This is a genomic window from Anaeromassilibacillus sp. An250 (genome assembly GCF_002159845.1).
In the GTDB taxonomy this organism is placed as follows: domain Bacteria; phylum Bacillota; class Clostridia; order Oscillospirales; family Acutalibacteraceae; genus Anaeromassilibacillus; species Anaeromassilibacillus stercoravium.
Genome location: NZ_NFJK01000012.1, coordinates 17,929 through 42,834, shown reverse-complemented (window position 1 = coordinate 42,834; position 24,906 = coordinate 17,929). Strand labels below are relative to the sequence as shown.

Sequence of the window (24,906 nt, the reverse complement as noted above, 5' to 3'; positions counted from 1 at the left end):
GAACGACCGTTCAAGGTATTTTTCTTTTTTTCGGAGGTGAAAGATGGAAGATCAAGATTATATGCGCTTGGCCCTGGAACTGGCGAAGCGGGGATGCGGCTGGACGAACCCCAACCCCATGGTAGGGGCAGTCCTTGTAAAGCATGGCCGTATCATTGGACAGGGATACCATACGCGCTATGGAGAGCTCCATGCGGAGAGGGAGGCTTTGAAGGCCTGCACGGAATCGCCGGAGGGCGCAACCATGTATGTTACGTTGGAACCCTGCTGCCATCATGGGAAGCAGCCTCCCTGTACCGATGCAATCCTGGAGGCCGGGATTGCCCGCGTGGTGGTCGGTTCGGAAGACCCCAATCCGTTGGTAGCGGGGAAAGGCCTGGAGCGGTTGCGTGTCCAAGGGGTGGAGGTGGCCACCGGCGTCCTGCGGGATGCTTGTGACGCGCTCAACCAAGTGTTTTTCCACTTTATCCAGACCCGGCGCCCTTATGTGGTGATGAAATACGCGATGACGATGGACGGAAAGATCGCCACACGGACCGGCGCTTCCCAATGGATCACCGGCGAAGCGGCCAGGCGGCGTGTCCATCAGGATAGGCACCGGTATGCGGCAGTTCTGGCAGGAATCGGCACTGTCCTCGCGGATGACCCTTTGCTGACCTGCCGGCTGGAGGGAGGAAAGAACCCCATCCGGGTTCTCTGTGATACCCATTTACGGATACCGCTGCACAGCCAAATTGTACGCACCGCCAGGGAAGTCCCCACCATTTTGGCCGCAGTCTCCCCGGAGCCGGGGAGGAAGGCAGCGCTGGAGGACGCTGGCTGCCGGGTTTGGACCCTTCCGGAGCGGGAGGGCCGGGTGGATCTGCGTGCATTGATGGAGAGGCTTGGAGAGGAAAACATCGATAGCCTTCTGCTGGAAGGGGGCGGCGCGCTGAATTGGGCGGCGCTGGAGCAGGGGATTGTCCAAAAGATTCAAGCTTATATCGCCCCGAAGATCTTCGGCGGTGCGGCCGCCAAGACACCGGTGGCGGGCATAGGGGTTGAACTGCCCTCCCAGGCGGTCCGGCTGAAAAATACGGTGGTTGTCCAACTTGGAAAGGACTTTTTGCTGGAAAGCGAGGTGGACGGCAATGTTTACGGGGATTGTTGAAGAAATTGGGACGGTCCGCGCGGTCCGGCGCGGCGCGCATTCCTCTGTATTATCGATTGGGGCTGTCCGAATCCAGAACGGTCTAAAAATTGGCGACAGTGTTGCGGTAAACGGCGTATGCCTGACGGTCTGTTCAAAGGACTCCGGAGGGTTTACAGCGGATGTGATGCACGAGACGCTCAACCGCTCTTCCCTGGGATGCCTCTCCGTGGGCAGCCGCGTAAACCTCGAGCGTGCAATGGCGGCGGACGGGCGGTTCGGCGGTCACATTGTATCGGGACATATCGACGGGGTAGGCTGTATCCGAGCCCTCCAGAGGGATGACAACGCCCTTTGGTATACGGTGGAGGCAGCCCCGCAGGTTCTACGGTATATCGTTGAGAAGGGATCGATCGCTATGGACGGGATCAGCCTAACGGTCGCTTCTGTTTCAGAGACGGATTTTTCGGTCTCTGTTATTCCACATACGGCCAGCGCCACCATATTGGGAGAGAAACGGCCGGGCGATCCGGTCAACCTGGAGACGGATGTAATTGGAAAATATGTGGAGAAGTTTTTGTGCGCATCGAAGGAGGCGCCTACATCCAGGGGCGTCACCTTGGAATTTCTGGCGCAAAACGGATTTTAAGGAGGAATTTCCATGTTTCAATATGATTCGATTGAAGACGCATTGGAGGCGCTGCGGCAGGGACACTTGATCTTGTGTACCGACGACCCCGACCGGGAGAACGAAGGCGATCTCATCTGTGCAGCCCAGTTTGCAACCACTGGGAACATCAATTTTATGGCCACCCATGCCAAGGGGCTGATCTGTATGCCCATGTCGGCCGCATATGTCCAAAAGCTCCGGCTCCCGCAGATGGTGGCCGACAATACGGATAACCATGAGACGGCGTTTACCGTCTCCATCGACCATGTATCCACAACCACCGGTATCTCCGCTGCAGAGCGCTCCATCACCGCGATGAAATGCGTTGAAGAAGGGGCACGTCCGGAGGATTTCCGGCGCCCCGGCCATATGTTTCCCCTTCTGGCAAAGCCGAACGGCGTTTTGGAACGCAACGGCCACACAGAAGCGACGGTCGATTTGCTGCGGCTGGCCGGTTTGAAGGAATGCGGCCTGTGCTGCGAGATCATGCGGGAAGACGGCACCATGATGCGCGCCACGGAACTCCAGCAGAAGGCGCAGGAATGGGGCTTGAAGTTCATCACCATCCGAGATCTGCAAAATTACCGCAAACGTCATGAAAAGCTGGTAGAACAGGTGGCTGTGGCACGCTTGCCAACCAAATATGGGGAATTCACCGCCTATGGCTACCGCAACAAGCTGAATGGGGAACACCATGTTGCTTTGGTCAAGGGGGACATAGGGGATGGACAGAGGCTGCTGTGCCGCGTTCACTCCGAATGCTTGACGGGGGATTGCTTCGGCTCACTCCGGTGCGACTGTGGCCAGCAATTGGCGTCGGCGATGCGGCAGATTGAGAAAGAGGGACGGGGGATTCTGCTGTATATGCGGCAGGAAGGCCGTGGAATCGGTTTGCTCAACAAACTGAAGGCCTATACGCTTCAAGACCAAGGCATGGATACCCTGGAGGCAAACCTCGCCCTGGGTTTTCCTGGAGATCTGCGGGAGTATTTTATCGGTGCGCAGATTCTGCGGGACTTGGGGGCAAAGACCTTACGGCTCCTGACAAACAACCCGGATAAGATCTACCAATTGTGGGACTTTGGGATGGAGATTGTAGAGCGAATCCCCATCCAGATGGAGGCAAATCCGGAGGACCTGTTCTATTTGCAGACAAAGCAGCACCGCATGGGCCACATTTTACATTATGAAACCGATGTATCCAGTGAAGGAGGAACAACCTTATGAAGATTTACGAAGGAAAACTGGTTGCGCAAGGGATGCGTGTGGGAATTGTAGCTTCCCGTTTCAATGAGTTTATCGTTTCTAAGCTGCTCAGCGGCTGTGAAGACGCCCTGCTGCGCCACGGCGTGCTGGGCGATGCGATTTCTGTCGCATGGGTGCCGGGTGCGTTTGAAATCCCTGTGGTTGCCAGCCAAATGGCAAAGAGCGGGCAGTACGATGCGGTAATTGCGCTGGGCGCTGTGATCCGGGGCGCCACCAGCCACTACGACTATGTTTGTAACGAGGTCTCCAAGGGGATTGCGCATGTGTCGCTGGAGAGCGGCGTCCCGGTTATGTTCGGCGTTTTGACGACGGATACCATCGAGCAGGCGATCGAGCGTGCAGGGACGAAAGCGGGCAATAAGGGAGCGGAATGTGCGCAAGGGGCCATTGAAATGGTAAACCTACTGCGCACCTTAAAACGTGCAGACTGATCCCCGGCGTTTTGCTTGAAAGGCGCCCCCTGCCAAAAGATAGAAGGTTTGCAAGAAACTTTGTTCGAAATTTGTCCCCATCCATTGCTTTTCTTTCAAAAATACGATATAATAATGCAAGTTATTTTATGACTTGTCACTTCGAGACGCCGGAACTTCTTCCGGCGTTTTTCCAATCAAAAGACCGGAGGGAATCAAATGGCCATGGACAAAAGCCGCGGCGCGGCTGCGGGAAAAACGATGGATAAAAAGGCGGCGCTGGAGACAGCGCTGGCGCAGATCGAAAAGCAGTTTGGCAAGGGCGCGGTGATGCGTCTGGGCCAGAACGAGGCCATGCATGTGGAGGCGATCCCCACCGGTTCGCTTTCCCTGGATCTGGCGCTCGGGATCGGCGGGCTGCCGCGCGGCCGTATCGTCGAGATCTACGGCCCGGAGAGTTCCGGCAAAACCACGCTGGCCCTGCATTGCATCGCAGAGGGGCAGAAGAACGGCGGCAACGCGGCGTTCATCGATGTAGAGCACGCCCTCGACCCGGTGTACGCCCGCGCGCTGGGCGTGGATGTGGACGGCTTGCTCGTTTCCCAGCCGGATACCGGTGAACAGGCGTTGGAGATCACGGAGGCGCTGGTGCGTTCGGGCGCCATCGACGTGATTGTTGTCGACTCGGTGGCGGCCCTGGTGCCGCGCGCGGAGATCGAGGGCGAGATGGGCGATTCCCACGTCGGCCTGCAGGCGCGCCTGATGAGCCAGGCGCTGCGCAAGCTGGCGGGTGCGATTTCCAAATCCAACTGCGTGGCGATCTTCATCAACCAGCTCCGCGAAAAGGTGGGCGTGATGTACGGCAACCCGGAGGTCACCCCCGGCGGCCGCGCATTGAAGTTCTATTCCTCGGTGCGCATCGATATCCGCCGCATCGAGACGCTCAAAAACGGCACGGAACAGGTCGGCTCCCGCACCCGTGCGCGCGTGGTGAAAAATAAGATTGCGCCGCCGTTCCGCGAGGCGGAGTTCGACGTGATGTACGGCCGCGGCATTTCACGCGAAGGCGAGCTGCTCGACCTTGCGGTCAAGCTCGACATTGTGCAGAAGAGCGGCGCCTGGTTCTCCTACAAGCAGGAGCGCCTTGGACAAGGCCGCGACAATGTCAAAAACCTGTTCGCCACCAATAAGGAACTGGCGGACGAAATCGAACAGCAGGTCCGCGCAAATGTCGGGAAACTCTATGCCAAGTCGGCGGTACCCATGCCGAACGCTTCCCCAGCGAAACCGCTGGAGATCCCCGCGCCTGCGGCGGAGGAGGCAAAACCGGCCTCCCGCGCAGCGGCTGCGAAAATCGACATAGAGGCCGACGACGTCGAATAGACATGAATCATAAAAGGATGGGAATGCTTTGTTAGTTACCGCATTGGAGCCGCGGCGGAAACGCCTGACGGCCCTGTTCCTGGATGGGGAGCTCGCCGCAAAGTTAGACTCGGAGACCCTGTTGCAATCCGGCCTGCGGATTGGGATGGAGCTCGACGACGAAGAGCTGTACCGGCTAATCCAGCGGAGCGACGCACACCGCGCGCAGGAGAAGGCGCTCTACCTGTTGGAGCACCGCAGCCACTCCAAAAAGGAACTGGCGGATAAGATTTCCCGGACGGCGGGGCGCGAGGCAGCGGAACGCGCTGCGGAGCGCATGGAAGAGCTCGGCCTGGTCAACGACGCGCAATATGCGCGCAATTTGGCGGAAGAGCTGCTGCAGCGCAAGCGGTTTGCGGCGCGCCGTGCGGAATATGAGCTCTTGCAAAAGGGGATCGACCGCGCGCTCGCCCAGGAAATTGTGGAAGAGCTCGCCCCAGAGCCGGAGGAATCGCTCCGGTTCCTGCTGGAACGGAAGTATCAGAGGTCCCTTTCCGATGAAAAAGGGCGCCGCCGCGTGTTTGCTGCGCTGCAGCGGCTTGGTTACAGCGGCGAGGACATCCGCACAGCGCTGCGGGACTATATCGACTACGAAAATGAGGATTGAAGAATGGCATCTGTTGGAATGATCAGCCTCGGCTGTGAAAAGAACCGGGTGGACGCGGAGATGATGATGGCGCGTCTGCAAAAGGCAGGATATGAATTGGTGGACGACGCCTCCTGTGCGGATGTGGCGATTGTGAACACCTGCGGCTTTATCGAGGCGGCCAAGAAGGAGTCCATCGGGGAGATTTTAGAGCTCGGCAAGCAGAAGGCGGCCGGGCAAATCAAAGCGATCGTGGTCACCGGCTGCATGGCGGAGCGCTATCAGCAGGAGATCCGCAAGGAGCTGCCCGAGGCCGATGCGGTCTGTGGGATTGGAGCGGACGCCGACATTGTGGAAGTGGTGGACCGCACCCTGCGTGGCGAGCATCCGGAGCTGTTCCCCGAAAAGACGCTCCTGCCCCTGTGCGGGGAGCGCGTCCATTCGACGCCGCTCTACTCATCCTATATCAAGATCGCGGAGGGCTGCGACAACCGCTGTTCCTATTGTGCGATCCCATTGATCCGCGGGCCGTACCGCTCCCGCCCGATGGAGAGCATTCTGGAGGAAGCGAAGGCATTGGCGGAAAGCGGGACAAAGGAACTGATCGTCATCGCGCAGGATACCACCCGCTACGGGCGCGACCTATACAAGAAATGGATGCTGCCGGAGCTGTTACATAAGTTGGGCACCGTGGACGGCGTGGAGTGGATCCGGCTGCTGTATTGCTATCCGGACTTCATGACGGAAGAACTGATGGATACGATTGCGCAGGAGCCAAAAATTGTCAAATACGTCGACCTCCCGCTTCAGCATTGCAGCGGGCCGGTGCTCCGGGCCATGCGCCGCTTTGGGGACCGCGAAACACTCACGGCGCTGATCGGGAAGATGCGCGAGCGAATCCCCGGCCTGGTCCTGCGCACCACCGTGATTGCAGGCTTCCCCGGCGAGACGGAGGAGGACTTCGCGGAATTGTGTGATTTTATCAAAGAAATCCGCTTTGAGCGGCTGGGCTGCTTTGCCTATTCGCAGGAGGAGGATACCCCCGCCGCCGAGATGGAGAACCAGATCGAAGAGGACGAGAAGCGCCGCCGCGCCGGCCGTGTGATGGAGACCCAGATGGGGATTATGCAGGATTGGGGCGAGGCACAGGTTGGCAGGGTGTTTGACGTGCTCACCGAAGGCTTCGATGAGGAGACGCAGTGCTGGTTTGGCCGCAGCTATGCGGATGCACCGGAGATTGACGGCAGGGTCTATTTCACGGCCGCAGATGTGCCTGCCCCGGGACAGTTTGTGCGGGTGCGTATCACCGCATGTATGGACTGCGACCTGATGGGCGAAGCGGAATAGCGCGCCCCGTGGAGGTATCGATATGAACTTGCCCAATAAACTGACGGTATTGCGCATGGCGATGGTGCCGTTTTTCGTTGGAGCCCTGCTGTGGCAGGAGCTGCCGCACAACTGCTTGATCGCATTGCTCCTATTTCTTGCAGCGTCCTATACGGATCACTTAGATGGAAAGATCGCCAGAAGCCGGAACCTGATTACCAACTTCGGGAAATTCATGGACCCGTTGGCGGATAAGATCTTGGTGATTTCCGCCCTGGTTTGTTTTGTGAGCTTGGGGCTGATCAACCCCTGGTGGGTGCTGATTATCATTGCGCGTGAATTCCTGGTGACTTCCCTGCGGCTGGTTGCCGCGGACGAGGGTGTGGTGATCGCGGCGAACAAATGGGGAAAGGTCAAGACGGTCAGCCAGATCATTGCCATCGCATTGATCTTGGCGATGCAGTATGCACAGGAGCTGATCGCTGCGGGAACCCTTTCCGCTTTCTCGGTGGGAGGCGTACCGGGCGGGATGGTTTTCCTGTGGATCGGGGAAGCGCTCATGGCGGTTACCGTGTTTTTTACGGTACTCTCCGGAGGAATCTATTTAAAACAGAATTGGAAGGTAATCGGCAATTCGAAATAAGGAAAACAAAAGGCCGCGGACGCACTTGTTGCATTCCGTGGCCTTTTACGTTTTTCGGGATTGCTTTTTCTGCTTCTTTCGCGCACGCTTAAATCGCAGGAAAGCGATGTATTCGCGGAGCTCTTTTTTCTCTGCATCCTCAAATTCGGCGGGCAGAAGCATACAGTTTTCTGCCCTATGGAACGAATAAGGTTCATCCACCAAACCAAGCAGGTAGTCAAGCGATATATCGAATAGTTTTGCGATTTCCATTTTCATTGTGTCATCCGGAACGCTGCGGTTTCGCTCGTATGAAGAAATTGTATGGATGGATACGTTGAGTTTATCCGCTAAATCCTGCTGGGAAAGGCCGTGATCCTTGCGAAGTTCCTGGAGCCTTTCTCCTAACATGGTTTCCCCCTTTGTATATGCAATTTTGTTTGTTCATGCTTATAAATATTATAAATTTTTTATGGTTTTATACAATTAAATGAAAGAAATCTTATGAATTTTTCTTGACACTCATAAAATCCTGCGGTATCATTTAAATAATCCGGAAGAAACTTATGGGTTACCGCGCCCCCATAATCCGAGAAAAAGGAGGAAAAAACATGAAAGCCAATAAAAAGAGGATCGTCCTGTCGGCGCTCTCCTTGGTTTTGGTCTTCTGCCTGCTGGCAGGCGGAACCATGGCCTGGTTTACTGACACGGAAAAAGTGGCTGGTAATTTTTCCGCTGGTATTCTGGATATTGAAGTAAATCCAGACCCGGAGAACGGAAACTTTACGACCACGAAGCCGATGGAGTTTAAGAATCTCCGCCCGATGCTCCTTGATAATTTTGATAAGGAACTGGTGGAGTCCGGCGACGTCAACAATCTGGAAAACAACAACCAGGACCCGGAAAATTATCCCGAGGATAATCTGCCGATCTATTTCCGCCCGGTCCATATTGAGAACCGGGGCACCCTGCCGATCTATATTCATCTCGGCATGAATGCGACGGCTGGCAACGACACAGAGCCGGTGCTCTATGGCGACAACAAGTATGAGATCGACCAGAATCAGTACCCGGATAAGCCATGTGCAAATACGCTCGAAGACGCGCTCAAGATTTTTGTCTATAAGAAGGATGGGGATACTTGGACGCGTTTGGAGAACATCAACCTCAACAAGGAAACGGCCACCTCTAACGAGAAGATCTGCTATGACCCCACCGATTTCATCGGCGCCGGCGAAGAGGTTACATACATCATCGGCGGATACCTGCCGTCTACGGCGGGCAACGAATACCAGGGCCAGCATTATCACGGCGCTCTGGAAGTCTGGGCTCGTCAGGTGGATCAGGGTCCGTACGACCATGGTGATACCGGCGTAGATCCGGAATTTATTACCGTGGATGTACCGGCGACGTTGGTAAATGTGTCTATCGGTGAAACGGGTGAAGTCGTGGAAAGCGGCTTGACAATTCCGATGACCTTTGCAGCAGGAACAACACAGGCTACCGGTTCTGAGGTTATGGAGCAGATTGAACAATTCCTTGAAACTTATAGCCATGATGGAGTAAAATATAAGTATGCTGGTTCTTATGCACCGCCGACATTTGGGATTATCGATAATGGAGATGGCACATATTCGGCTAGCTTTGAGGGAACAGATTATAAGAGTTTGCGTATAGATGTGAGTCCCAGAGGATAAAGGGAAACAAAATTTCTCTGAATCTGTAGCATGAATAGGTAAATCCTAGGATTGTGGGGTCAACTGTTACCTTATAAGTTTCAAACCTCTTTTCTTTGCAAAGAAAACCGTTTTCAAGTTTCCTTTCCCATTCTCTTTACATTTTCCGCCCAGCGGCATATAATAAAACGTACAGAATATGTATGGTTGAAATGCAGCGAGCGGAAGAAGTACCTTTGGATTTTCCTGCAACAGAGAAAAAGCGCCATGGGTTGAGAGCGCTTTTGGCGGGCGCCGGAGGGAAATGCGTCCGTGATGCCGGAAAAGAGACCGGCAGTGCAGGCGGGGGGAAAGGATAGTATCCTCGCACGGCAGCCGCCGTTACCGGCAGCAACGAGATAGAAAACGGAGTGGAACCGCGGTTAAAAATCGCCTCCGTCCCTTTGGGGACGGGGGCGGTTTTTTATTGTTTTGGAAAGCAGGTGACAAGGGAAGTATGTTTGACCAGTTAAAAGCAGAGTTGGATTCCATCATGGAGCGGGACCCGGCCGCGCGAAGCCGGTGGGAGGTCTATTTCCTCTATTCGGGCTTCAAAGCGGTGCGTTCTTACCGCAAAGCGCACTGGTTTTATCAGCATGGGCATAAATTTATCGCGCGTTGGATCAGCCAGCGTGCCCGGCATAAGACGGGCATCGAAATTCACCCCGGCGCAACCATCGGCAAGGGCCTGTTTATCGACCACGGGATGGGCGTCGTGATCGGCGAGACAACCGAGATCGGGGATAACTGCACCCTGTATCAGAACGTTACGCTGGGCGGCACCGGTAAGGAACAAGGAAAACGCCACCCAACCTTAGGCAACAATGTGATGGTGGGCTCCGGCGCCAAGGTGCTGGGGCCGTTTAAAGTGGGCGACAACGCCCGCGTGGCCGCGGGCGCGGTAGTCCTGGACGAGGTCCCGGCCAACGCCACGGCGGTCGGCGTGCCCGCGCGCGTGGTGCGGATCAACGGCGTCAAGCCCAACAGCCTCGACCAGGTGCATGTGGCGGACCCGGTTTCGCAGGAGCTGTGCCGGATGCAGGCCAAGTGCCTGAATTTGCAGACACGTTTGGAGGCTTTGGAAAAGGAGCGCGCCCGTTCTTCGGAACATCCGGAGCGCGAAAAGAGTGCGCAATAGCCATTCGATAAAATGCCCCTGCCCAATGCGCGGAAAAGACACGATGCGTCTTGTATTTTTCCGAAAAATCCCATATAATAACGGGTACTGGAGCGCACAGAACAATAAAGCTGGGAGGAACAAGGACAATGAAAATCTATAATACCCTGACGCGCCAAAAGGAAGAGTTTGTGCCGATCACAGCCGGAGAGGTGAAAATTTACGCCTGCGGCCCCACGGTGTACAATTACATCCATATTGGCAATGCGCGGCCGATCTGTGTGTTCGATGTGTTGCGCCGCTATATGGAGTACCGGGGGATGAAGGTCACCTATGTGCAGAATTTTACGGATGTGGACGATAAGATCATCCGCAAAGCGAATGAGGAGAACAGCGACTACCTCACCGTCTCCCAGCGTTATATTGAAGAGTATAAGACGGACGCCGAGGGCTTGAATGTCCGCCCGGCGACGATCCATCCGCTGGCGACGGAGAACATCGAGGAAATCATCAGCATGGTCGCCACCTTGATCGACAAGGGCTATGCGTATGCGGCGGACAATGGGGACGTCTACTTCCGCACCCATAAGGACGAAGGCTATGGAAAGCTTTCCCATCAGCCGCTGGAGGACCTGGAGGCGGGCGCGCGCATCGCCGTGGGCGAAGAGAAAGAGGATGCGATGGATTTCGCCCTTTGGAAGGCCGCCAAAGAGGGGGAGCCGAGCTGGGTATCCCCGTGGGGTAACGGCCGCCCGGGTTGGCACATTGAGTGCTCCGCCATGGCAAAGCACTATTTGGGAGAGACCATTGACATCCATTGCGGCGGGCAGGACCTGATTTTCCCGCACCACGAAAACGAGATCGCACAGAGCGAATGCTGCAACGGGGTGCCGTTTGCGCACTACTGGATGCACAACGGATATATCAACGTCGATAACCGCAAGATGAGCAAATCCCTCGGCAATTTCTTCACGGTGCGCGATGTGGCGGCGCAGTTCGGCTACGAACCCATCCGCTATTTGATGGTGGCTTCGCATTACCGCAGCCCCATCAATTACAGCGTGGAGGTCATCGAGCAGTGCAAGGCGGGATTGGAGCGCCTGTACAATTGCCGCGACAACCTGGCGTTCCTGCTGAAGAATGCCCCGGAAGGGGAAAAGGAGGGCGAGAAAGAGATTCGCCGCCGCTTCAGCGAATACCAGGACCACTTCATCGAGGCGATGGAGGACGATTTGAACACGGCGGATGCACTGTCGGCGCTGTTTGACCTGGCGAGGGACATCAATTCCACGCTGAATGCGTCCTCCGCGCCCAGCAAGGAGCTGTGTGCCTATGCGCTGGACCTCTTTAACGAGCTGGCCGGTGTGCTGGGCCTGCTCTACAACCAGAAGGACGACCAGCTTCTGGATGAAGAGGTGGAAAAGCTGATCGAGCAGCGCAACGAGGCCCGTAAAAATAAGGATTGGGCCACCGCGGACCGCATCCGTGACGAGCTGAAAGCGCGCCATATCGTTTTGGAGGATACGCCGCAGGGCGTCAAATGGAAGGTTGAGGAATAAATCCGGTTTTGCGGCCCGGTGAGGACAACCGGGCCATGCGGCGCCGGGATGAAAAGCGGCTCCCGCCGGACTAACCAAGCCGGCGGGAGCGCGGTTTCTATGAGAAAAGGGGCGTTCCGATTGGCAAAGGAAAAGGAAAACAAGACGAATGTCATGCGGATCTTGGACAAGGCAAAGGTTCCGTATAAATTCTATTTTTACGAGCATGAAGACGGGGCCATCGACGGCGTTGCGGTCGCCCATAAGCTGAACCAGAATGTGGAGCAGGTGTTCAAGACGTTGGTGACGAAGGGGGCATCCGGCGCGTTCTACGTCTTTGTGGTGCCGGTGGCAAAGGAATTGAACCTCAAGGCAGCGGCCAAAAGCGTGGGGGAAAAATCCGTGGAGATGATCCACGTGAGCGAGATCAATAAGGTGACCGGCTACATACGCGGGGGATGTTCCCCCATTGGGATGAAGAAGCTGTACCGCACCGTGGTGGACAAGAGCTGCGAGGCCTTTCCCAGCATCATTTTCAGTGCGGGAAAGATCGGTGCGCAGGTGGAAGTAGCGCCGCAGGATCTGCTGCGTTTGGTGAATGGAACATCGGCGGAGATTGCAGTGGAGCCGTAGCAGATGCGGCAATGGGATGAGAGGGAGTGGAACCATGACGGAAACTTCGCTTTTGCAGGCGATTGAAACGATGATGGACCGAAAGCTGGAGCCGATCCGGGAGGATATGGCCCGCATGAAGCAGGATCTGTCCGGCGTCCGGCAGGAACAGGCGACGATCCGCCGTGATGTGACGGCGGATAGCCAGACGCTTGTCGGAGTCAAGCAGAGCCTGACGGAACTGAAACAAGGGAATACCGCCCTGAAGCAGGAGATCAACGCGGTGAAGCAGGAGACGGCAGACTCTAAACAAAAGCTGGTGGGCGTTGCGCAGGATCTTTCCACGGTGAAGCAAGGCATTACCGCTGTAAAACAGGCGGAAGCAGATCTAAAACAACTGGTGACCGGTGTGGAACAAGACGTGACCGGATTAAAACAGGCTGTGGCGGCAGAGCGTCAGGAGTTGGCCGGATTCAAGCAGGAATTCTTGGCGGTGAAGCAGATGCTTTCCAATCTGGAAACGGTTGCTTCCGGGATCGAGCAGGATGTGGCGACGATCCGCCAGGACATTGCAAAGGAACGAAAGGCCATGGAACTCATGGCACAGAAGACGGTCCAGGTGGAGGCCACCCTGGAGAACGTTACGAATCCGCGCCTACAGACGGTGCAGGACAGCCAAAAAGAGGTGCAGTCCCGCCTGGATGCATTCGACCTGTTGGACGAAAAGCTGGAGAAAGTCCGCAGCATTGTGGACGTTTTGCGGGCGATCCGAATCAACCCGCAGTATTGATCGCATTGGAAACCGGCGGGCGGTTCCCGGCCAAGGAAGGGCCCGGGCCGCCGCGCCGGTTTTGTTTTAAAAACGTTTGTGACAGGAGAAAACCATGGAATATCAAAAGATCCGTGAATTGCAGGATTGGCCGCGCCAGGAGGCGTTTGACCATTTTTATCATCAGGTGGTCACAGCGGTGACCCTGACGGCGGACGTGGACGTTGCGCCGCTTCTACAGGCCTGCCGGGAGAGGGGGCTTCGCTTCTTCCCGTCCTTCCTGCATCTTCTCAGCCGCGTGGTCAACCGGCACGATGCATTTAAGATGGGGCATAATGCGGAGGGGGAACCGGTCATCTGGAAGCAGGTTTCCCCCTCCTACACGGTCTTTCAGGAGGAGGATTCCTCCTTTTACAGCCTCAGCACGGAATATGTCCCAGAGTTTGAAGCGTTTTACCGGCAGGTGGTCTTGGATATCGAGCAGAGTAAGCCCCTGCAAGGCCCGCAGTGGAAGGAGGAGCCGCCCAACCGGTTCTATGTCTCATGCATCCCGTGGCTGCACTATCGGGGCTTTAACATGCAGATGTACGGCGACGGGAAGTTGCTCTGCCCCATTTTTACGTGGGGAAAGTTCGAGCGCAGCGGGGACAAAACCGTGATGCCGCTCACCATACAGATTCACCACGCCAGCGCGGATGGGTTCCATATCGCTCAGTTGTTCCAGGAGTTGCAATGGGAAGTGGATCACTTTTCAGAGGAACAGGCCGGCGCATAGCGAAGGAATCGGGCTGCGGAAAATCATTTTCGGAATTTTAGCGCTTCGACAGGCTTCCGTGCCTTTCTCCCTTCCCCAGTGATACAATGGCGTGGAAAGGGGAGGAGCGAACGTGCAGATCGCGATCTGTTGTTCAATGCAGGAGGATGCGGATCATGGAACGTACCGGACGTATGGGCTAAAAATGGGGGATGTGCGTGTGGATGATATTTCCACCCATTGGCGTACAGTCGCCCGTTTGCGGCGCAAACTGATCAAAAACCAGGTTTCCCCGGTGCATCTGTGGGATGTAGTGGAGGACTTTTTGGCGGCGTGTTAGGCTGGTTTACCCGATGGAAAAGTTCACAACAAGAGAAAACGGCTTCTGTCCAGGGGATTCCCGAGACGGGGCCGTTTTTTCATGCGGCGGTCAAGAGGCGTGGCATATGTGACCGTTACATGCTTTTTTGCGAATCGTTCGAAACAGGATTGAAAGAATCGTGTTTTTTCAGTATAATAGGAATGATTTTCGTCTATTTTAACGAATGATGGCAATGAAATGGGAAGGTTGTCTCAAGCTGCACTGCCAAAGGAGGAGCGCTATGGAATTGCAAAGGGGTATAAAACGTTTTGCAATAGGGTTGTTTTTGCTGCTGTTTGCGGTAGGGGTTGTCCCCCTGCCTGTACTTGCGGCGGAAGAACAAGGAAATGCGGATAAAATCCAAATTACATACTACTATTTTTCTTCCTGCGAGAGCTGTGAGGATGGGGAAAATTACCTGCTCGCCCTGGAGGGACAGATCGAGGACGCGATCTCCCCGGACGAATATGAATTCCATCTAAAGAACGTCTTTGAAGAGGACGCCTATGAGGATTTCATGGAACGTACCAAGGATATGGCAACGGACGAGTTCACCCCGGCCCCTCCCATGCTGGATGTGAATGGGACCTGCCTATTTGGGGTGGACGACATCACAAACAAGGCCCGCAGCGTGATCCTGGAGGAAAAGGAAAAACTGCGCACGGAAGAAGAGCGGCTGGAGAGCTTCCGCAATGTTCCGGCCGAGAGCTCTTACTTTGTGTATTTCTATGTGCCCGCCTGTGACGACTGTGAAAAGGTGCAGGTTTACCTGAGCAATATGGACAAGCAGTTTGCGTTGGAGCAGAACCAGGTCACCAATTTGCAGGTAAATTATGTCAACATGAGCGCCCTCGACAACGTGCCCCTGGCGCATTGGTTCTTTGACCAATACGGCGTGCCGGAGGACCGGCAAAAAGCGCCGGTCCTGTTCTATCAGAATGGCTATTTGCAGGGCTATGAGGACATCGTCGCCAATATGCCGAACATCATTATGAGCGGCGAAGCGCTGAACTGGGAGGACATCGACTATGTGCCGGAATCCCAGGCCGGGAGCTTTGGGTGGAACGATTGGGCCTTTCTGGTGGTCACCGGCTTTGCGAACGGCTTGAGTCCCTGCGGGATCTCGCTGCTCCTGCTGTTGTTTTCCCTGCTGCTGGCCAAAAATGCCAATATCCTCAAGCTGGGCTTGACGTTTATCACCGCGCGCTTTTTGACCTTTTTGCTGCTGGGGACGGTTTTGTACTCCGCATTTGAGCAGATCAGCGCCATCCTTTCCCCGGTGGGAAAGGCTTTGCAAATTCTCATCGCAGTTTTGGCGGTGTTCTTTGCGATCCTGAATTTTATGGATTACTTTGCGGCGAGGAAAAACGAGTATGGGAAGATCCGCTTCCAATTGCCGCCCAAGCTCCGTGCATTCCAGCGCGATTACCTGGAGAACACCTTGAATTGCGGCGGCAAGTACCTGACGGGAACGGTCTTCATCGCGGGGATCGTCCTCTCCGTAGGGGAGTTCCTCTGCACGGGCCAGCTCTATTTGGCGTCGATCATCTATATGATGCAGCGGCAGACAGCCTGGGACATGACGGTCTTTTTGGCGTTTGTGGTCTATCTGCTTGCGATGTCCCTGCCGCTTTTGCTGCTGACCCTATTGGCAAAACGCGGTTCCCAGGTGTTGCAGCTTTCGGAAATGACGCGCGGGAAGCTGCCTTGGATTAAATTGCTCTACGGCGTGCTGTTCTTGTTGTTTGCCGTATTATTATTTGTATTCTTGTGGTGATTGCGATGTTTGGAAAGAAAAAAGAGAAATCGCCTGCGGCGCTGGGCTTCTCCCTGTTTAATCAGGAAGGGGAACGGACGGCGCAGCATGCAGCGGTATCCCTGCCCTTGAACCGGGAGGCGGTTTTGGAAAAGAGTATCGAGTTTTTCCAGGACCCCCATCCTTGTGCGATCCACGAAGGGGCTGTGCGGATGCGGATGTTGGGAGAGTTGGAGGCCTATCTGAAAGGGAAGGGCTTGGTAAGGCTCTCAGAGATGCCGGATTCCCTGCGCCATTACCTGGATTTGGAAGCTGAATATGTATATATTGCGCTCGACGAGGCGTAGCAGGATGCTTTACGCCGGCGCAGATCGGCAATATCGGGTGTCTGGAAAGTGTTTATCCAATCCTATCCAGTAGGGGTTGGTAATTTTTCACAATTCGCATTATAATCTTTTCATTTGTCCCTGTCTGCTCTATAATGGGGTGTAAGGGGGGATAAAGAATGGTTTATAAAGTGCTGGAAGAGACCGTCACCGACGAGGAGCAGGGACAGCGCCTTACATATGGCATCATTGCCGGAGCTGCTGTGGTCAGCGATATTTCCGATAAACGCGAAGCCGTGGAACGGCTTGTCGAGTTGCTGAATACGCGGCAGGTGCCCCTGATGCACTTTAAAGATGTGATCGAGGACTTCCTGACACGATAAAAGAAATCTCTTCTCAATCATTGATTGAGAAGAGATTTCTTTGTATGAAACAAAAAGGTTTTGTGAATAAAAATAGAAACGCCGTCCTTTGGACGGCGTTTCTATTTAAGAGAGAAGAAAAGGAAAATTTATGAAAAAGAGAAGATCTTGTAATCGATTTTTCTGTTCCCCTTGGAACGATTATAAGTATAAAGAATCTTTGTGAACACTGCGTGAAATAGAAATGATCATTTTACAAAAATCAGATGGAAAATAAAAGAAGAAAGCTCCGCTGTACCTCCATGCATAGGTATTCATGGCCAAAGAGGCGAAGAGGTCCATTGCCGCCCGTTCGATGGCCATACGGCTCCCATCGGCCTATTTATAAAGGGAGATTAAAAGGAACGGCATGGCTTTTTCGTCCCGTGGGCACAGCAGACCATCTCCCGTATATAGCGCGTCCTTATGGATACGATCTGCCGTGCATGTGGGGGCGTTGGATGCATATATATGGAAATCAAACAAAAAGCCGGCTTAAAATTTTATACGTGTTCTCTAAAAGGACAGTCGAATTTGGAACACTTTTGGAACACTATGTTCTATATAATCAAACCAAAGGCCAAAAGATCAAAACTTTTGTGCCAAAGTTCAGGAAAGGAGAAAGGAACATGAACAAAAGAGTATGGCGATCTGCGCTTTCTTTGTTGCTGGTCTTTACGCTTGTATTTACCAGTGGACTTTCCGCATTCGCAGCAACTACGGAAAACCGTGCAGATCCAGCCGAAACAGCTGCCGTGTATCTCAGCGATATGGAATGGGTATCCGCTGAAGATGGATGGTGGCAGGTCCGGAAGGACCGGGACGTCAACGTACATAAGATTGTCCTGACAGATGAAAACGGAGAGGAGGTCCCGTTCGAGAAGGGACTCGGAACCAGTGGCAATGCGACCATTGTCTATGATTTGACGGGCTATGGTGCGCTGCGCTTCCAGGCGCAAATTGCCATTCAGTCGGATAACTGGTGGGGTGGAACGAGCTTTACGCTGAAAGCGGATGGCGAGGAGTTCTTTACCCAGAGTTTGACCAGCAGCAGGGGCATTACGCCTGTGGATGTAGAAATTCCGGAAGGCACGACCATCTTGACGATGGAAAACTCCGGCGGTTCCAATTCTGTTTGGGCGAATGCGCAGATTATCTGCGACCGCGCTGTGATGGACCGCTTGAAGACGCTGTCTGTGCAGCCGGAGGAGCCGGCCGTTGCTGTGGGGGATAGCACCAATCTGGTGATCTCCGCGTATTCCAACGGTCAGGAGAGCATTGCGTTGAATCCGGAGCAGTGCACGTATTCGAGCAGCAATCCGGAGATTGCAACGATCGATCCGGATACAGGTGTCATCACCGGCGTAGCGGATGGCATTGCAACAATCACCTGCACGGTGGTGGATGCGGTGGATCCGAGCATCAGCCGCACGGCTACCTGTGAGATTATTGTTGGCGAAGGCGAAGAAGGCGCAACTTGGTCGGTCACGTCGCCCGACGAGAATATCTCTGCCCTGTTCTTTATGGACGCGGAGGGCGCCATCCGCTTCTTTACCACGTACGGCGGCAAGACGGTTGTTTCCAGCTCCCCGACGGGCCTGGTGACCAACGCCGGTGATTTCCGCAACGGCCTCACCTTTGTAAGCCGTGAAGACGAAGAGGTCACGGATTCCTATGACCTGATCGGCGCGAAAGTGAACCATGTGGACACAACCGCCAACCAGATGACGCTGAACTTCACAAAGGACGGCGCCTCTTACAGCATCATTGTGCGCGTTTATGACGACGGCATGGCGCTCCGCTATGCAATCGAGACCGAGGACGGCCAGGAGCTCACCATTTCGGAGGAAAATACGGGCTTCCAGCTTGCCAGCGGCTCTGTCGCACAAGCGATGGAATATGAATATGCAAATGAGTCGGTTGCGCAGGAAGAGGAAGCACACAGACTGCGCGGCGGCTACTGCATGCCGCTCCTCTATGAGACCACGGACGGCGTTTGGGCGCTGCTTTCCGAAGCAGACCTGAATTCGACCTACTGCGGCGCACAGCTTGTGGGCGACGGCACCGGTATGCTGAATGTAGAATTCACGCCGGAGCAGACGGAAGACGTTGTTACGACTGCACCGTTTACCTCCCCGTGGCGCTTTGCCGTCATCGGCACGCCGAAGGCCATCGCAGAAAACACCATGGCAGAAACCTTGAGCGAGGACTGCCAGCTGGAAGACACCAGTTGGGTCCAGCCGGGCACCGTGGACTGGACGTGGCTGAACGGCGATCTCCGCCATACCGACCCGAACGTGGACTTCGAAAACGATGCGTTGGACATTTATAAGGAATATGTCGACTTCGCGGCAGAGATGGGTTGGGAATACCAGCTGCTGGACGAAGGCTGGCAGAGACAGAACAGAGACCCGGATGATGATTCCATTTACAAGGGCTATTACGATTGGACGGAAGAGCTGATCGATTATGCCAATGAGAAGGGTGTCGGCCTGATTGTCTGGGCGAACAGCGCAGACCTGGATACCCCGGAAGAGCAGGAAGAGCGCATCACCGAATGGGCGCAGATGGGCTTCAAGGGCGTCAAGCCGGACTTCTTTGATTCCCAGTCCCAGGATACAATCCTGCAAATTGAAAACCTGATGAAGGTTACGGCGGAAAACCACATGCTGCTGAACCTGCACGGCGCAGGCAAGCCGACCGGTGAACGCCGCACCTATCCGAACGTCATTTCCCGTGAAGCGGTGTTCGGTGCAGAGCAGTATGACTTTATCCCGGACAACGTGAGCGCGCGCCACAATTGTACGCTTCCGTTTACCCGCAACGCAGTAGGCCCGATGGACTACACCCCGATGGCTTCCTATGGCGTGAGCGGCGACCATCGTCAGTTTACCCTGGCGCATATGGCTGCCCTGCCAGTCGTATTTGAAGCTGGCGTGCAGTGCATGGCGGACAAGCCCGACGTTTATCGTGCACATCCGGCCTATGAGCATTATTTCAAGAACATGCCTTCCGATTGGGATGATTCCATCCTGGTGGACGGCGAGCCCGCAGCGTATGTAAACTTCGCACGCAGAAGTGGGGACGACTGGTATCAGGGCATCATCTGCGATGCAGCCCGCAATGCAGAGTTCTCCCTGGACTTCCTCGGCGAGGGAACCTACACCGCATACATCTATACGGATGGCGAAAACCCGATGGAGACCGTTGACGAAGAGATCCGCACGGTCACCAAGGACGACACGCTCAATATCCCGCTTGCAGAGACGGGCGGCGCGGCAATCCATTATGTTAAGACAGCCGAAGAAGAGCCTGTTTGGGATACCAACGCACTGTACTCGATTCTTTCTTCCCTGAAGGATGCAGGCATCGAGGTCAACAGCAACAATACCAGCCCTGGGGCGATCGTTGACCTGTGGTGGAACTTCGCTGGAGATTCCTTGTTCTGGCGCTTGATCCCGGATGCAAATCAGGAATACTATCGCATTCAGCCCGGCAGCACAACGGTCACCGTTCTGATGCCGACCGATTCGGAAGTGGCAGTCAATACCAAGCTGACCGTCGGCAACATCGACGATGCAGACGATTCCCAGTGGTGGAAGATCGTAGAAGCGGAGGATGGCACGTATCGCATTCTGAATAAGAAGGCGGAATTGGCAGGAACGCCGCTCTATATCGCAACGGATAGCGATTCCACGACGGACGGCGCACCGATCGTTTTGGCGGACGAAAGCGCTGCTTCCAGCAAGTGGAACCTGGTGAAAAAAGAAGAGCCCGAGCCGGAGCCTGTGGAGCCGGCAGCAGAAATCAAGGTTGACCAGAGCCTGCTCAACGTGGGCGATGTGACCGATGTAACGGTTTCTGTAACGGACAGCAACAGTGAAGAAGTCACAGAATACACCGTAGAAAGCAGCAATCCGGCCGTTTTGGAAGTCACCCGCACGGCGGATGGCATTACCGCAGAAGCACTGAGCAATGGCACTGCCTCGATCGTCGTTCGTGCAGATCTGGGGGATGGCGTCGTTGTGGATGCCTATGCACAGGTGATTGTTGGAACTGAACCCGTGGAAGGCAGCGTCTATGAGGTTGCCGCTCCGAATGCGGACGTAAAAGCATTGGTCGCTTATGACGCAGTCGCTGGCACAGTATCCTATCTGGCAAGCAAGGACGGCGAAGTCATGGCCGGCGTATCGGGGACAGGCTTGATGACCAATATGGGCGATTTCCGCAGCGGATTGGTCCTCGGCGAAGTCACCACCAGAGAGGGCAATGATTCCTATGACCTCCTCGGCGGCAAAGTAAAGCATGTCGATAAAGATTACAATGAGACCACGTTCCCGTTCACTAAGGACGGCGTGAACTACAGCATTATCTTCCGCGCATACGACGAAGGCGTTGCCCTGCGCTATGCGATCGACGGAAACGGCGATGAACTGCAAATCACCGAAGAGTTCACCGGCTTCCAGCTCCCCGAGGGCTATCAGAAGCTGTGGGGCCAGAGCATCGGCGACAACTCCAGCGTTGCCAACGAATGGCCGCACAGAGAGTATAGCAACCGTTCGAGACTGGATGGACAGAACTTCAATATGCCGTTGCTGTATGAGTCCGAGAGCGGCGCTTATGGCCTTTATTCCGAAGCAGACCTGATGACCGGCACCTATTGCGGTTCCGTGCTCGCAGGCGGCGAGGATGGCATGCTCACCGTGAAGTTTGCACCGGAGCAGGCGGCAGAAGGCCCGGTTGTCACGACGGCGCCGTTTACGTCCCCGTGGCGTTTCCTGGTGATGGGCGATCTGGCAGAGATTATGGACAACACCATGCCGGAAAACCTGAGCCCGGACAGCGTGATCGAAGATACCAGCTGGATTGAGTCCGGCGTCTCCAACTGGACCTGGTTGAACGGCGACCTGCGCCATGACCAGATCCCGGCAGATAAGTTTGAAACCGAAGGCCTGCGCATCTACAAGGAATATGTAGACTTTGCAGCAGAGATGGGTTGGGAATACCAGCTCCTCGATGAAGGCTGGATGATCCCGTACAACCGCACCGAAAATAAGGAAGAGCAGCCCGGCTATGATCCGGATGCACCGGCTGGCCAGCGCTATCTGGGCTATTATTCCTGGACAGAAGAACTGGTTGAATATGCAAAGAGCAAGGGCGTGAAGCTCCTTGTTTGGGTGCATAAGAACGATATTGTCACCGAGAAACAGCGTGAGCGCATTGCATACTGGGCGGATCTTGGCATCGCAGGCATCAAGCCGGACTTCTTTGATTCCGCAACACAGTCCACTATGCAGCTGTATGATACGCTGCTCAAGCTGACCGCAGAGAACCATATGATTATCAACCTGCATGGCACCGTAAAACCGGCAGGCGAACGCCGTACCTATCCCAACGCTTTGACGAGAGAAGCTGTTGGCGGTGCAGAGGGCTATGCAGTAAGCGACTGGCGCGACCCGAACGATTACGGCGGCGGTTCCTATCCGTGGGGCGGCGATTTGACCGCTGCAAACAACTGCGTGATCCCGTTCACGAGAGGCGCAGTCGGCCCGCTGGATTACACCCCGATGGCATCCTTCGGCGCATTGAACAACGTGCGTTTTGGCCCGACGGATCCGGATACCGGAAAGCCGCAGGAATTTGACAACCCGCCGTTGTTTACCCTGGCCCATATGTATGCCCTGCCGATCATTTATGAGAGTGGCATCCAGTGCCTGGCGGATAAACCGTCGGTTTATAAAGCAATCCCCTACTATGAGCAGTATTGGAAGGACATGCCAGCCTCCTGGGATGAGAGTAAGTTGATCGACGGCGAAGTTGGCGAACTAGTCGAGATGGCAAGACGCGATGGCGACGATTGGTATCTGGGCGTTATCTGCGCATATGAAGAGACCAAACCGGTCGACATCAATCTGGATTTCCTGGGCGATGGCACGTACACCGCGTATATCTACAGAGATAACCCGGACAACCCGCTCGATTTGGATGAGCCGATGAACGGCCTGATTGCTGAGACGAGAACGGTTACGAGTGCAGACACTTTGACGCTCGAACTTGCTGGCCTCAATACCCCGGTTCTGGAGTATGAGTTCAAGCAGGCGGACGGCAGCACGGTTACGGCACACAGCCGCAGCGACCTGACGACCTCCGGCGGTGCAGCAATCAAGTTCGTGAAGAACACCACTCCGAGCGAGCACATGCTGACGGTCACCTTCCCGAACACCGTTGAACTGAGCATCAACGGCGAGAGCCAGACGATTGCCAACCTGATCGGCGCGTATAAAGACGTCGTGATGGCGGACACCGAGCTCGAGCTGACCTTCACGCCCAGAGTGGAAGGCCGCGAGATCGCAGGCGTCACCGTGAACAGCGAAGCCATTGCGGAAGACAGCTTTGACGCTGCCGAGTATGTGTACAGCGCGGCCATGCCGAACGCGGACACGACGATTGAGCTTGGCTTCACAGTGGTAGACAAGCAGAACCTGCGCGCTGCCATTGAGATTGCAGAGGGCCGGGCGAACGAAGCTGCGGAAGCAGTGGAATCCGTACAGGAGAAGTATGAAGCAGCCTTGCAGGCGGCGAAGGACGTCGAAGCCAAGAAGACTGCAACGCAGAACGAGATCAACACCGCATGGAGCGACCTGATCGACGCGCTGCATTATCTGAGCTTTGTGGCAGGCGACAAGAGCCAGCTGGAGATCCCGATGGAAATCGCAGATTCCATCGACCGCGACCTGTTTACGCCGGACAGCCTGAAAGTGCTGGACGAAGCGTATGCGGCGGCGGAAGACCTGCTGGACGATGAAGAAGTCCTGGAAGCGGACATCACCGAAGCGGTGGATGCGCTGTATGACGCCATTTATGGCCTGGTCTACCGCGCAGACGTCACCGAGCTGGAAGCGCTGGTCAACAAGGGCGACGGCATTGTCGAAAATGCAGACCAGTACATCCAGAACGACGCATGGACGAGCTTTGAGACCTCTCTGGAAGAGGCAAAAACCGTCCTGGCAAATGAAAACGCAACGCAGGATGCGGTGGATACCGCAGCAGAAGATTTGGCAGCGGCCATCTCCGCCCTGCGCATGATCCCGGATAAGGATGCTCTGGAAGCATTGATCGGGGAAGCCGAAGCGATCAACACCAGCAAGTACACGGCGAAGAGCGTGGCAACGATGAAGGCCGCATTGAGCACCGCGAAGGCAGTCCTGAACGACGCAGAAGCGACCGAAGAAGAGGTTGCAGACGCAGTCGAGACGCTGGAGAACAGCATCGACGGCCTGGTCGAGAAGAGCACCTCCACGGGCTCGAAGAACAGCGGCAGCACGTCTGCCAACGTCGGCAACGCATACGGCGCAGCGGGCGTGGTATCCGCAAGCCAGAGCGTGGCAGCGAATGCCTATGTGGTTTCCGACACGACGGTCAACTTCAATCTGAAGAGAGGCAGCGCATACTGCTTCAAGATGACGGTTGTGAACGGCAATGCCATGACGCCGAGCTTTACGGTCGGCAACGGCAATGTGCTGAAGACGCAGTTCGTGGCGAAGATCGGCAACGACTACTACTACAGAGTCTATGCCATCGGCACACCGGGCCAGAGCACGGGCGTTTATACCACCCTGCCGGGCCAGAACGCTACAAAGCACTGCACGGTAACCATTGGCTAATTGCTTTCGTAGACGGACGCTGTGCGCCCGATTGCCTGAGAGCAATAAGGCAAAATTGCAAAGGAAATGCAAAGACTCCAGCAGATCAAATATATCTGTGAAGAAGATGACTTCCCTTTACAATGTGAAGAATATGAATAAGCAAGTGTTTAAGCTCTCCTTCTCAAAAAATGTTAAAATATAAGGAATACCCCCTGTTCCGTGTTTAGGAACAGGGGGTATTCCTATTTGATCAAAATATTTGCATGGGGCTACAAAGTGGAGAAATTCCTTTTGGCCGTGGGGCTCTTCTTTAATTGTAGTGTCACAATATGGGGCAAGATAAATGCACATTATATAAGAATCCAGCGCTTTTATTAGGAAAGCGCCATTTCCTTGTCTATAAAAGGGAGGTGGAATTGTAAGTGAATATACGGAAAATGGATCAATCGTGTGTAAGCCTGTTATCCGGTCGTGTTGGAG

General features: G+C 55.0%; 20 protein-coding genes. 19 read left to right on the top strand and 1 reads right to left on the bottom strand.

What is annotated here, in order from left to right:
• Nucleotides 1–43: 43 nt before the first annotated feature.
• From ribD to pgsA, 8 genes are all read left to right on the top strand, one after another.
• A complete protein-coding gene (gene ribD / locus B5F54_RS11365) occupies nt 44–1,150 on the top strand; it encodes a bifunctional diaminohydroxyphosphoribosylaminopyrimidine deaminase/5-amino-6-(5-phosphoribosylamino)uracil reductase RibD (protein WP_087234269.1) in 1,107 nt (368 codons plus the stop codon).
• On the top strand, nt 1,131–1,778 hold the full coding sequence (locus B5F54_RS11360; protein ID WP_087234267.1) for a riboflavin synthase: 648 nt from the start codon (nt 1,131–1,133) through the stop codon (nt 1,776–1,778). Before ribD ends, B5F54_RS11360 begins: the two co-directional genes overlap by 20 nt.
• A gap of 12 nt (nt 1,779–1,790) precedes the next feature.
• Complete coding sequence (locus B5F54_RS11355) at nt 1,791–3,026, top strand: bifunctional 3,4-dihydroxy-2-butanone-4-phosphate synthase/GTP cyclohydrolase II (protein WP_087234265.1); 1,236 nt, start codon at nt 1,791–1,793, stop codon at nt 3,024–3,026.
• Nucleotides 3,023–3,496, top strand: a complete 474-nt coding sequence (gene ribH / locus B5F54_RS11350; protein WP_087234263.1) for a 6,7-dimethyl-8-ribityllumazine synthase — start codon at nt 3,023–3,025, stop codon at nt 3,494–3,496. The genes B5F54_RS11355 and ribH overlap by 4 nt, the downstream gene beginning before the upstream one ends.
• A 198-nt stretch (nt 3,497–3,694) precedes the next feature.
• On the top strand, nt 3,695–4,858 hold the full coding sequence (gene recA, locus B5F54_RS11345; RefSeq protein WP_087234261.1) for a recombinase RecA: 1,164 nt from the start codon (nt 3,695–3,697) through the stop codon (nt 4,856–4,858).
• Between the two features lie 28 nt (nt 4,859–4,886).
• Entirely contained in the window at nt 4,887–5,504 is a 618-nt protein-coding gene (locus B5F54_RS11340; protein WP_087234259.1) for a regulatory protein RecX, read from the top strand.
• A 3-nt stretch (nt 5,505–5,507) separates the two neighbouring features.
• A complete protein-coding gene (gene rimO / locus B5F54_RS11335) occupies nt 5,508–6,830 on the top strand; it encodes a 30S ribosomal protein S12 methylthiotransferase RimO (protein WP_087234257.1) in 1,323 nt (440 codons plus the stop codon).
• 22 nt (nt 6,831–6,852) lie between these two features.
• Nucleotides 6,853–7,452 carry a CDP-diacylglycerol--glycerol-3-phosphate 3-phosphatidyltransferase gene (gene pgsA / locus B5F54_RS11330; RefSeq protein WP_087234255.1) on the top strand — a complete coding sequence of 200 codons (600 nt, stop codon included), beginning with the start codon at nt 6,853–6,855 and terminating at the stop codon, nt 7,450–7,452.
• A gap of 45 nt (nt 7,453–7,497) precedes the next feature.
• Here pgsA and B5F54_RS11325 read toward each other — a convergent pair whose 3' ends face one another.
• Complete coding sequence (locus tag B5F54_RS11325) at nt 7,498–7,842, bottom strand: helix-turn-helix domain-containing protein (RefSeq protein WP_087234253.1); 345 nt, start codon at nt 7,840–7,842, stop codon at nt 7,498–7,500.
• Nucleotides 7,843–8,042: 200 nt separating this feature from the next.
• On the opposite strand from B5F54_RS11325, the gene B5F54_RS11320 reads away from it, so the two are divergent.
• From B5F54_RS11320 to B5F54_RS11265, 11 genes are all read left to right on the top strand, one after another.
• Nucleotides 8,043–9,128, top strand: coding sequence for a TasA family protein (locus tag B5F54_RS11320; RefSeq protein ID WP_172749715.1), 1,086 nt, complete (start codon nt 8,043–8,045; stop codon nt 9,126–9,128).
• Between the two features lie 475 nt (nt 9,129–9,603).
• Nucleotides 9,604–10,284: a serine O-acetyltransferase EpsC gene (gene epsC / locus B5F54_RS11315; RefSeq protein WP_087234249.1), complete on the top strand. Its 681-nt coding sequence runs from the start codon at nt 9,604–9,606 to the stop codon at nt 10,282–10,284.
• A 128-nt stretch (nt 10,285–10,412) separates the two neighbouring features.
• A complete protein-coding gene (cysS, locus tag B5F54_RS11310; RefSeq protein WP_087234247.1) occupies nt 10,413–11,822 on the top strand; it encodes a cysteine--tRNA ligase in 1,410 nt (469 codons plus the stop codon).
• Between the two features lie 153 nt (nt 11,823–11,975).
• A complete protein-coding gene (ybaK, locus tag B5F54_RS11305; RefSeq protein WP_242969690.1) occupies nt 11,976–12,434 on the top strand; it encodes a Cys-tRNA(Pro) deacylase in 459 nt (152 codons plus the stop codon).
• Nucleotides 12,435–12,468: 34 nt separating this feature from the next.
• Nucleotides 12,469–13,203, top strand: a complete 735-nt coding sequence (locus tag B5F54_RS11300) for a hypothetical protein (protein ID WP_087234245.1) — start codon at nt 12,469–12,471, stop codon at nt 13,201–13,203.
• 94 nt (nt 13,204–13,297) lie between these two features.
• Nucleotides 13,298–13,957 carry a CatA-like O-acetyltransferase gene (locus B5F54_RS11295; protein ID WP_087234243.1) on the top strand — a complete coding sequence of 220 codons (660 nt, stop codon included), beginning with the start codon at nt 13,298–13,300 and terminating at the stop codon, nt 13,955–13,957.
• 112 nt (nt 13,958–14,069) lie between these two features.
• The gene (locus B5F54_RS11290) at nt 14,070–14,276 is read left to right on the top strand and encodes a DUF6514 family protein (protein WP_087234241.1); all 207 of its coding nucleotides are present in this window, start codon (nt 14,070–14,072) and stop codon (nt 14,274–14,276) included.
• Nucleotides 14,277–14,538: 262 nt separating this feature from the next.
• Nucleotides 14,539–16,074, top strand: coding sequence for a hypothetical protein (locus B5F54_RS11280; protein ID WP_087234237.1), 1,536 nt, complete (start codon nt 14,539–14,541; stop codon nt 16,072–16,074).
• 5 nt (nt 16,075–16,079) lie between these two features.
• Entirely contained in the window at nt 16,080–16,400 is a 321-nt protein-coding gene (locus tag B5F54_RS11275; protein WP_087234235.1) for a hypothetical protein, read from the top strand.
• Nucleotides 16,401–16,558: 158 nt separating this feature from the next.
• Complete coding sequence (locus B5F54_RS11270) at nt 16,559–16,762, top strand: DUF6514 family protein (RefSeq protein WP_087234232.1); 204 nt, start codon at nt 16,559–16,561, stop codon at nt 16,760–16,762.
• Between the two features lie 647 nt (nt 16,763–17,409).
• Nucleotides 17,410–24,444, top strand: coding sequence for a glycoside hydrolase family 97 catalytic domain-containing protein (locus B5F54_RS11265; protein ID WP_172749714.1), 7,035 nt, complete (start codon nt 17,410–17,412; stop codon nt 24,442–24,444).
• Nucleotides 24,445–24,906: the final 462 nt, after the last annotated feature.

Excerpts from the sequence above, each read along its gene's own strand:
- ribD (WP_087234269.1), top strand. The coding sequence starts at position 44 with ATGGAAGATCAAGATTATATGCGCTTGGCCCTGGAACTGGCGAAGCGG.
- B5F54_RS11360 (WP_087234267.1), top strand. The coding sequence starts at position 1,131 with ATGTTTACGGGGATTGTTGAAGAAATTGGGACGGTCCGCGCGGTCCGG.
- B5F54_RS11355 (WP_087234265.1), top strand. The coding sequence starts at position 1,791 with ATGTTTCAATATGATTCGATTGAAGACGCATTGGAGGCGCTGCGGCAG.
- ribH (WP_087234263.1), top strand. The coding sequence starts at position 3,023 with ATGAAGATTTACGAAGGAAAACTGGTTGCGCAAGGGATGCGTGTGGGA.
- recA (WP_087234261.1), top strand. The coding sequence starts at position 3,695 with ATGGCCATGGACAAAAGCCGCGGCGCGGCTGCGGGAAAAACGATGGAT.
- rimO (WP_087234257.1), top strand. The coding sequence starts at position 5,508 with ATGGCATCTGTTGGAATGATCAGCCTCGGCTGTGAAAAGAACCGGGTG.
- pgsA (WP_087234255.1), top strand. The coding sequence starts at position 6,853 with ATGAACTTGCCCAATAAACTGACGGTATTGCGCATGGCGATGGTGCCG.
- B5F54_RS11325 (WP_087234253.1), bottom strand. The coding sequence starts at position 7,842 with ATGTTAGGAGAAAGGCTCCAGGAACTTCGCAAGGATCACGGCCTTTCC.
- B5F54_RS11320 (WP_172749715.1), top strand. The coding sequence starts at position 8,043 with ATGAAAGCCAATAAAAAGAGGATCGTCCTGTCGGCGCTCTCCTTGGTT.
- epsC (WP_087234249.1), top strand. The coding sequence starts at position 9,604 with ATGTTTGACCAGTTAAAAGCAGAGTTGGATTCCATCATGGAGCGGGAC.
- cysS (WP_087234247.1), top strand. The coding sequence starts at position 10,413 with ATGAAAATCTATAATACCCTGACGCGCCAAAAGGAAGAGTTTGTGCCG.
- ybaK (WP_242969690.1), top strand. The coding sequence starts at position 11,976 with ATGCGGATCTTGGACAAGGCAAAGGTTCCGTATAAATTCTATTTTTAC.
- B5F54_RS11300 (WP_087234245.1), top strand. The coding sequence starts at position 12,469 with ATGACGGAAACTTCGCTTTTGCAGGCGATTGAAACGATGATGGACCGA.
- B5F54_RS11295 (WP_087234243.1), top strand. The coding sequence starts at position 13,298 with ATGGAATATCAAAAGATCCGTGAATTGCAGGATTGGCCGCGCCAGGAG.
- B5F54_RS11280 (WP_087234237.1), top strand. The coding sequence starts at position 14,539 with ATGGAATTGCAAAGGGGTATAAAACGTTTTGCAATAGGGTTGTTTTTG.
- B5F54_RS11275 (WP_087234235.1), top strand. The coding sequence starts at position 16,080 with ATGTTTGGAAAGAAAAAAGAGAAATCGCCTGCGGCGCTGGGCTTCTCC.
- B5F54_RS11270 (WP_087234232.1), top strand. The coding sequence starts at position 16,559 with ATGGTTTATAAAGTGCTGGAAGAGACCGTCACCGACGAGGAGCAGGGA.
- B5F54_RS11265 (WP_172749714.1), top strand. The coding sequence starts at position 17,410 with ATGAACAAAAGAGTATGGCGATCTGCGCTTTCTTTGTTGCTGGTCTTT.